Here is a 6,655-nt window from a genome sequence, read left to right as displayed (position 1 = left end):
CAAGGCTACGAAGGCCCTCTGACCGGCCGCGACACCAAAACCATCCTCGGCCTGACGGTGGAGATCGTCTACCGCCAACCCGGCCAGAAAGGCTTCCAAGTCCTGCCCCGACGCTGGGTCATCGAACGCACCCTCGCCTGGATCAGCCGACGCCGACGCTGCGCCCGCGACTACGAACGCCTCCCCCAACACCACGCCACCATGGTCCACTGGGCCGCCATCATCCACATGACCCGCCGCCTCGCACATCTACCACAACACCAACCACAAGATCCAAAACAGCCTCTATAGCAATCCAAACCACTCACGACACCCGAGCAGGGCCGGTGCGGTGACCTCCCCCCAACCCCCACCCGCACCGGTCCACCCCGGTGACCGGGCGCGACCTCCCCCGACCCCACGCGCCCGGTCACCGGCACCGCAACGATGTTTCAGGCTCGGTTGTGCGTTCAGGTCACTTGAGCCGTCTCCGCAGGCCGCGCCACGGACTGTGCGTACTTTTTGCTGCTATAGCGACAATAAGTACGCACGGGTGGCGAGCCCCGGCTCAGGAGGCGGTGTCGCGGAGGTTCCGGATGCTGCTCAGGAGGTTCTCCGCGCGTTCCCGTCCCGCGGTCGCCTCGGTGAGGCGTCGGTTGACCGTCTGCAGCTGCCGGCTGCGCTCCGCGGCGTCCATCTTCAGCGCCTTGTCGACCTCCCGCAGCTCGCCCTCGATGGCCTCGATCCTCCGGGTCAGGGCGTCGTCCAGGGCCAGCGACAGCTGCTGCTCCGCCTCGATCAGCTGCTCCGCCACGAGCTGGTCCAGCGCCGAACGGGCATCCGCGATGGCTTCGGTCAGCCACTGCTTCAGGTGCTGCTTGTCCGCCGCGTGCTTGCGGGTCCGCGCCATCCACCAGCCGGCCCCGAGCCCGAGCACGATCGTCACCGGCAGCACCACCGGGTTCAGCGCCGCGATGCCCAGGCCCGCCAGCGGCATCGCGGCCGCCCGGCCGACACCGAGCCCACCGGAGACGCCCATGAACACCAGGAGCTTGTCCTCCGCGGTCGGCGGCCGCTTGTCCGGCGGCCGCAACGCGATCGGTGCCTGCGCTCCGCGCGCGAACTGCGAGCGGATGACGTCGAGCTCCTCGGCGGAGAACAGCTCCTTCAACGACTGCTCGGCGACCGCGGCCAGCCGCGCCGACAGCGTCGCCGCCACCCGGGTCGACGCCATCTGCAACGCCGCGTCGACGTGGCGGGGCAGCTCCGCGAGCTGGTTGCGGTCGGCGCCGTCGATGGCCCGGCGGAACCAGTTCTGCACCTCCCGCACCTGGCGGGCCACCTCGTGGCTGGTTTCGACGCGGGTCCGCTGGATCTCACCGCGCAGCTTCACCTGCCAGCCGCGCGTCGACGACCGCCGCGCGGTGGACAGCTCGTCGCGCCGCGCGCGCAGCGACTCCGCCTCGTCCTCGCCGACGGTCAGCGCGCGCTTCTCCGCCGACAGCTTCGCGACCAGCTCACCAAGCACAGTGGACAGCGCGCGCATCGTGTTGGCCTCGCCGAGCATCGCGGAACGCCCGCCGATCAACCTCTCCAGCTCGGAGCGCAGCTCGACGATGCCGGACTTCTCGCGCAGCATGTCCGCGGCCTGCTCGCTGGGCGCCTTCTCGGCCAGCTCCTGCATTCGGGCGGACACCGGGAAGATCGGCATGTCGGCGAACCGCGGGGCGTGCTCCGCCAGCAGCTTCCGGTCCGCCTCCAAGACCTGCCGCCAGCCGCGGTGCTGATCGGTCTTGGCCAGCGCGAACACGACGGTCTCGACGCGCTCGGCGACCTTCTGCAGGAATTCCAGCTCGCCCCGGGTGAAAGGGGCCGATGCGTCGACGACGAACAGCAGCGCCGTCGCCGAGCCCGCCGCCTCCATCGCGAGCTCGCCGTGCAGGGCGTCCAGCCCGCCGACTCCCGGGGTGTCCACCACGGTCACCCGGGCCAGCGCGTCGAGCGGCGCGGTGATCTGCACGTAGCGCGGCGGCAGCTGGCCTTCGGGCAGTTCGCGGCCCGCGCTGGCCCAGTTCGGCAGCTCCGCCAGGTCGAACGGCACCGGCTCCTGCTGGCCGGGGTAGCAGGCGTGCGCCGCCCACTGCTCGCCGTGGGTGAACTCCAGGTACGTGGTGGTGGCCACCTGGGCGTCCACAGGGGACAGTCCAGGGTGTTCCAGCAGGGCGTTGACCAGCGAGCTCTTGCCCCGGTTGGTCTCCCCGACCACCACGACGCTGGGCGTCTTCTGGCGGCCGCGCCGAACCTGCTCGACCCACTCCGCGGCGGTCGCATCCGCCTCCCGCAGAAACCCGTGCAGCTTCTCCCTGGCCTGTTTGACCTGCTGTGGCAGGCCCATGGTGACCGCGACGCCGGGTGCAGTCATGCGCCTCGCTCCTCTCGAATCCCGCCGCAGACGGCGGTCCCCCGCGAAATCGTCGGAGCCGCAGGCATCACTGCTGCCGCAGCTGGTAAACGGTCACCACCGGCGCGCGCAGCACGCGGTCCCGGTCGGCGAAGCCCAGCACCTCGGTCTCGGCGATCACGCCGTCCAGGGACGGGTCGTCTGTGGGCGTGATGCCGCCGGCCTCGTGGTGCGCCGGGTCGAAGCGGGTGCCGTCCGGTCGCAGCGCCGAAACGCCGATGCCGCTCAGCCCCTCGGACAGCCGCTCCACCACTCCCGCGCTGCGCGCCCGGTCCATCGCGTACATGCACAGCTGGATCAGCGTTGCCCGCTCGGTCAGCGCGCGATCCAGGTGATCTATGACGACATCGCTGGTCACGGCGGTCATGTCGGTTTCCACCTCTGCGTCGGCGTCCGGGGCAACTGCCGTGCCCTCGTCCGGATCGGACGCGACGGGAACATCACCGGTTCCACTTTCAGGTGATTTCTTGCGCCGCCAGCCCCGCATTTCCATCACCCGGACCGCAGCTGCTGCCAGATCAAGAAGTACGCCCGGTGCACCACGTGCGCGATGCGGCTCTGCGCGGGTGTGGCGCCGAACGACGAGAACGAGCGCCACCAGTTCGCCCGCTCCAGCGCGTAGTCCGTCAGCTCGTTGCGGTGCCGACCGGGCAGGCCGAGCTGCTCGCCGACGTCGTTGCTGCTGCCGACCCGCATCACTTCCTCGGCCAGATCCGCAGGCATCGCCACCGCACCGGCCGCGACCAGCGTCAACGCCTCCAGCACCCGGAGCTGGTGCGCCTCCGGCTTGGCCAGCAGCACCTCGATCGCGTCGTGCACCCGCTGCCGCTCGCCCTGGTCGCCGGAGGCGTGCGCGAGCGCGGTCACCGAGGCCAGCGCCGCCGCGGCCTTGATCCCGTCGGCCCGCGCCCGGAACACCGTGTCCAGCCGGTTCAGCACCGAAGCCAGCCCGGAGGAATCCAGCAGCCGCCGCCGCAGCGCGCCCGCGGTGATCTCCGGGTCGGCGTCGATCGACTCCAGCGCGCTCCGAATCCCGAAGAGGTCCATCCGCTCCAGCAACCGGTTGCGGGTGCCGGCCGGCACGTCGCACTCCCAGCTGGTGAACATGTCCGCGGACAGCAGCAGGGTTTCGCGGGTCGCCTCGTCCAGCTGGGCGAGGCCGCGCAGCGCCTCCGCGTCGGCGGCGGTGAACTCGCCGGACTCGGCGGTTTCCGCGAGCAGGCCGATCACCGGCAGCACGTCGGCGACCTTGGGCTTGAGCAGCTGGGCCTGCTTCTCCGCGAGCAGCGACGCGGCCTTCCACACCTCGCCGCCCGAGTCCTCGACCGAGCTCGGCTCGATGGTGTCGGCCTTGTTCAGCACCGCGATCGCGTTGACCGGCCCGGCTTCCCGGCTGGCGGTGGCGGCGGTGAACGCGGCCAGGGCCTGCTCGTCGTCGGCCCGGACGCCCTGCGTCACCACGTAGAGGACGGCCTCGGCGCCCGCGACCGCGTTGCGCGACACCGGATCGAGATCGGAGTCGGCGTCGGCAGCGTCGTCGTCCTCCTTGCGGGTGCCCAGCAGTTCCTCGGTGCGCGCCACGGACGCGGCGTCCAGCGAACCGAGCCCGGGGGTGTCGATCACCGTCAGGTCGCGCAGCACCGCGTTGGTCAGGTAGGCCTCCAGGTGCGAGACCTCGTCGATGTCCACGCCCAGGTCGGCCGGGATGCCGCCGTCGGCGTCGAAGGGCACGGCCTGCTTCTTGCCGTCGTGGAAGACGACCTCGACGCGGTCCACGGTGCCGTACTGGAAGCGGGTGACCAACCGAGTGCACTCGCCCACGTCGGTGGGCGCGACCCGGCGCCCGATCAGCGCGTTGACCAGTGTGGACTTGCCGGACTTGATCCGGCCCGCGACGGCCACCTGCAGCGGCGCGGACAACCTGCGCAACACCTCGGCGAAGCCGGCCGCGGTCCGCTCGGACACCTGCGGCTGCAACCCGGTGCACACCCGGGCGACCGCCGCGGATAGCGGGCCAGGCCAGTGCTGCTGCTCGGTTGCCGTACTCAATCCGACCTTCCCGATCGTGCGACTCGCTGCGCGCTACATCCTGCCACGCACCCGCGCCGAACCGGACCAAGTGCGCGCGATCACCGGGCCGGCCCAGCAGGCCGCGGCCGGAATCCCCGCCGTGACGAAGCGCACCCGGACGGCGCGCGTGGGTGCGACCTGAGGCTGACCCGGGTCGAGCCCGTGGGATGACGCCGGACCACGGATCCTGCGCATAACCTCGCCAAGTGCGGAAACTGAGCCTCTGGTTGCGGGCGCGCCCGTTGGTCGGCGACAGCGGGATCGCCACCTTCATGCTGCTCGTGCACCTGGGAGAGCTCGACGTCGAGGGCGAGCCCACGATCGGCATGCCCGCCTGGCTGTACGCCGTGGCCGGGGTGCTGCTGACCGTGCCGCTGGCGGTGCGGCGCATCTGGCCGGTGCCATCGGCGTACGTCACGCTGCTCGGCATGGCGATCATGTCGGTCGCCAACACCGGCGCCGGCTCGACCATGGCCCTCATCGCGCCGTGCATGATGATCTACACCCTGGTCGCCTGCGAGGGACGCCGGATCGCGGCGCTCTACACCGCTCTGACCGGCGCTTTCTACCTGGCGCGGCTGTTCACCGGTGGCCAGCGGGAGGGGAACCTCGCCGGGCTGATCTTCGTCCAGGTGCTCTTCTTCGTCATGCTGGCCGGCTTCTGCTGGGTGCTAGGCGAATTCATCGGCGCCCGCCGCGCGTACCACGCCGAGGTGGAGAGGCGGCTGCGCAACCTGGAGTTCGAACGCGATCAGCAGGCCCGCATCGCCGTCGCCGAGGAGCGCAACCGGATCGCCCGGGAAATCCACGACGTGCTGGCGCATTCGGTCAGCGTGATGGTGACGCAGGCCGATGGCGCCGGATACGCCCTGCGCAGCAACCCGGATCTCGCCGAGCGTGCGTTGCAGGCGATCGGCAGCACCGGCCGCGAGGCCCTCGGCGAACTGCGCAGCCTGCTCGGCGTGCTGCGCGACAGCGACGAGCAGGACCCCGGCCGCATCCCGCAGCCCACCGCCGCGGACCTCAGCGACCTGGTGAACCGGGTGCGCGGCCTCGGGCTCGCGGTGTCGATGGAGCTGACCGGCGATTTCGCCGGGCTGCCGACCAGGATCGGGCTCAGCGTCTACCGGATCGTGCAGGAATCGCTGACCAACGTGGTCAAGCACGGCGGCACGGGCACCACGGCCTCGGTCCGGGTGGACAACGACGGGCAGCGCATCGAGATCGAGGTGCTGGACGACGGGATGCGGAAGGAGCCGACCGGGCTGGCCTCGGGCGGCAACGGGCTCATCGGCATGCGGGAGCGCGCCGCGGTCTACGGCGGCACGCTGGCGGCCGGCCCGCGGCCCGAGGGCGGCTGGCGGGTGCACGCGGTGCTGCCGCTCGACCCGAACGCGCAGCCCGGGTCGTCGGCCGAGAAAGGACGCTGAGATCTCCGAAACCGCAGCTCGGATAGGGTTACGGCATGGTGCGGGTGCTGCTGGTGGACGACCAGGAACTGATGCGCATGGGCTTCCGGATGGTCCTCGACGCGCAGGATGACCTGGAGGTCGTCGGCGAGGCGGGCAACGGCGAAGAGGCGATCGAGCTCGCGGAGCGGCTGCGGCCGGACGTGGTGCTGATGGACGTCCGGATGCCGGTGCTCGACGGTGTCGAGGCGACCCGCCGGATCGTCGCGGCGGACAGCGCGAAGGTCCTGGTGATGACGACCTTCGACCTGGACGAGTACGCGCTTTCCGCGCTGCGCAACGGAGCCAGCGGATTTCTGCTCAAGGACGCCCCGCCGGAGAGCCTGGTCACAGCGGTGCGCTCGGTGGCCAGCGGCGACGCGGTGGTCGCGCCCAGCGTCACCAAGCGGCTGCTCGACCGGTTCCTCGGCGAGCGCGGCGGCCAGCTGCGGGACGCGTCGGTGCTCGACGTGCTGACCGAGCGGGAGCGGGAGGTGCTGGTGCTGGTCGCGAAAGGACTGTCGAACGCCGAGATCGCGGGCACGCTGTTCCTGTCCGAGGCCACCGTGAAGACCCACCTCGGCCGCATTCTGTCCAAATTGGACGTCAGGGACCGGGTGCAGGCCGTGGTGCTCGCATACGAAACCGGTCTGGTCAAACCGGGCGAGGCGTGAATTGCGCCTCCAGCCACCCACGA

Annotated in this window: 7 protein-coding genes; 4 read left to right on the top strand and 3 right to left on the bottom strand. The window is 71.0% G+C overall.

Annotation, left to right across the window (positions count from 1 at the left end; genetic code table 11):
- A partial coding sequence (locus BLW84_RS03340; RefSeq protein ID WP_143060849.1) for a transposase occupies positions 1 to 291 on the top strand: 291 nt, incomplete at its 5' end.
- A gap of 256 nt (positions 292 to 547) precedes the next feature.
- Here BLW84_RS03340 and BLW84_RS03335 read toward each other — a convergent pair.
- The 3 genes from BLW84_RS03335 to BLW84_RS03325 form a co-directional block, all read right to left on the bottom strand.
- Positions 548 to 2,401, bottom strand: a complete 1,854-nt coding sequence (locus tag BLW84_RS03335) for a dynamin family protein (protein ID WP_093261053.1) — start codon at positions 2,399 to 2,401, stop codon at positions 548 to 550.
- A 67-nt stretch (positions 2,402 to 2,468) separates the two neighbouring features.
- Positions 2,469 to 2,933: a nucleotide exchange factor GrpE gene (gene grpE, locus BLW84_RS03330; RefSeq protein ID WP_177226249.1), complete on the bottom strand. Its 465-nt coding sequence runs from the start codon at positions 2,931 to 2,933 to the stop codon at positions 2,469 to 2,471.
- On the bottom strand, positions 2,933 to 4,489 hold the full coding sequence (locus BLW84_RS03325; protein ID WP_093261051.1) for a dynamin family protein: 1,557 nt from the start codon (positions 4,487 to 4,489) through the stop codon (positions 2,933 to 2,935). Before BLW84_RS03325 ends, grpE begins: the two co-directional genes overlap by 1 nt.
- A gap of 16 nt (positions 4,490 to 4,505) precedes the next feature.
- Between BLW84_RS03325 and BLW84_RS47210 the strand changes: the two genes are divergently transcribed.
- From BLW84_RS47210 to BLW84_RS03315, 3 genes are all read left to right on the top strand, one after another.
- Positions 4,506 to 4,652 (top strand): hypothetical protein, encoded by a 147-nt coding sequence (locus BLW84_RS47210; RefSeq protein WP_177226248.1) that lies wholly within the window; start codon positions 4,506 to 4,508, stop codon positions 4,650 to 4,652.
- A gap of 64 nt (positions 4,653 to 4,716) precedes the next feature.
- Complete coding sequence (locus BLW84_RS03320) at positions 4,717 to 5,940, top strand: sensor histidine kinase (RefSeq protein WP_245760900.1); 1,224 nt, start codon at positions 4,717 to 4,719, stop codon at positions 5,938 to 5,940.
- 35 nt (positions 5,941 to 5,975) lie between these two features.
- Positions 5,976 to 6,632 carry a response regulator gene (locus BLW84_RS03315; RefSeq protein WP_093261049.1) on the top strand — a complete coding sequence of 219 codons (657 nt, stop codon included), beginning with the start codon at positions 5,976 to 5,978 and terminating at the stop codon, positions 6,630 to 6,632.
- The last annotated feature ends 23 nt before the right edge of the window (positions 6,633 to 6,655 follow it).

The organism is Saccharopolyspora shandongensis, assembly GCF_900106995.1.
Lineage (GTDB): Bacteria > Actinomycetota > Actinomycetes > Mycobacteriales > Pseudonocardiaceae > Saccharopolyspora > Saccharopolyspora shandongensis.
The sequence above is the reverse complement of the archived record's forward strand: the minus strand, read 5'-3'. Positions and strand labels throughout refer to the sequence as shown.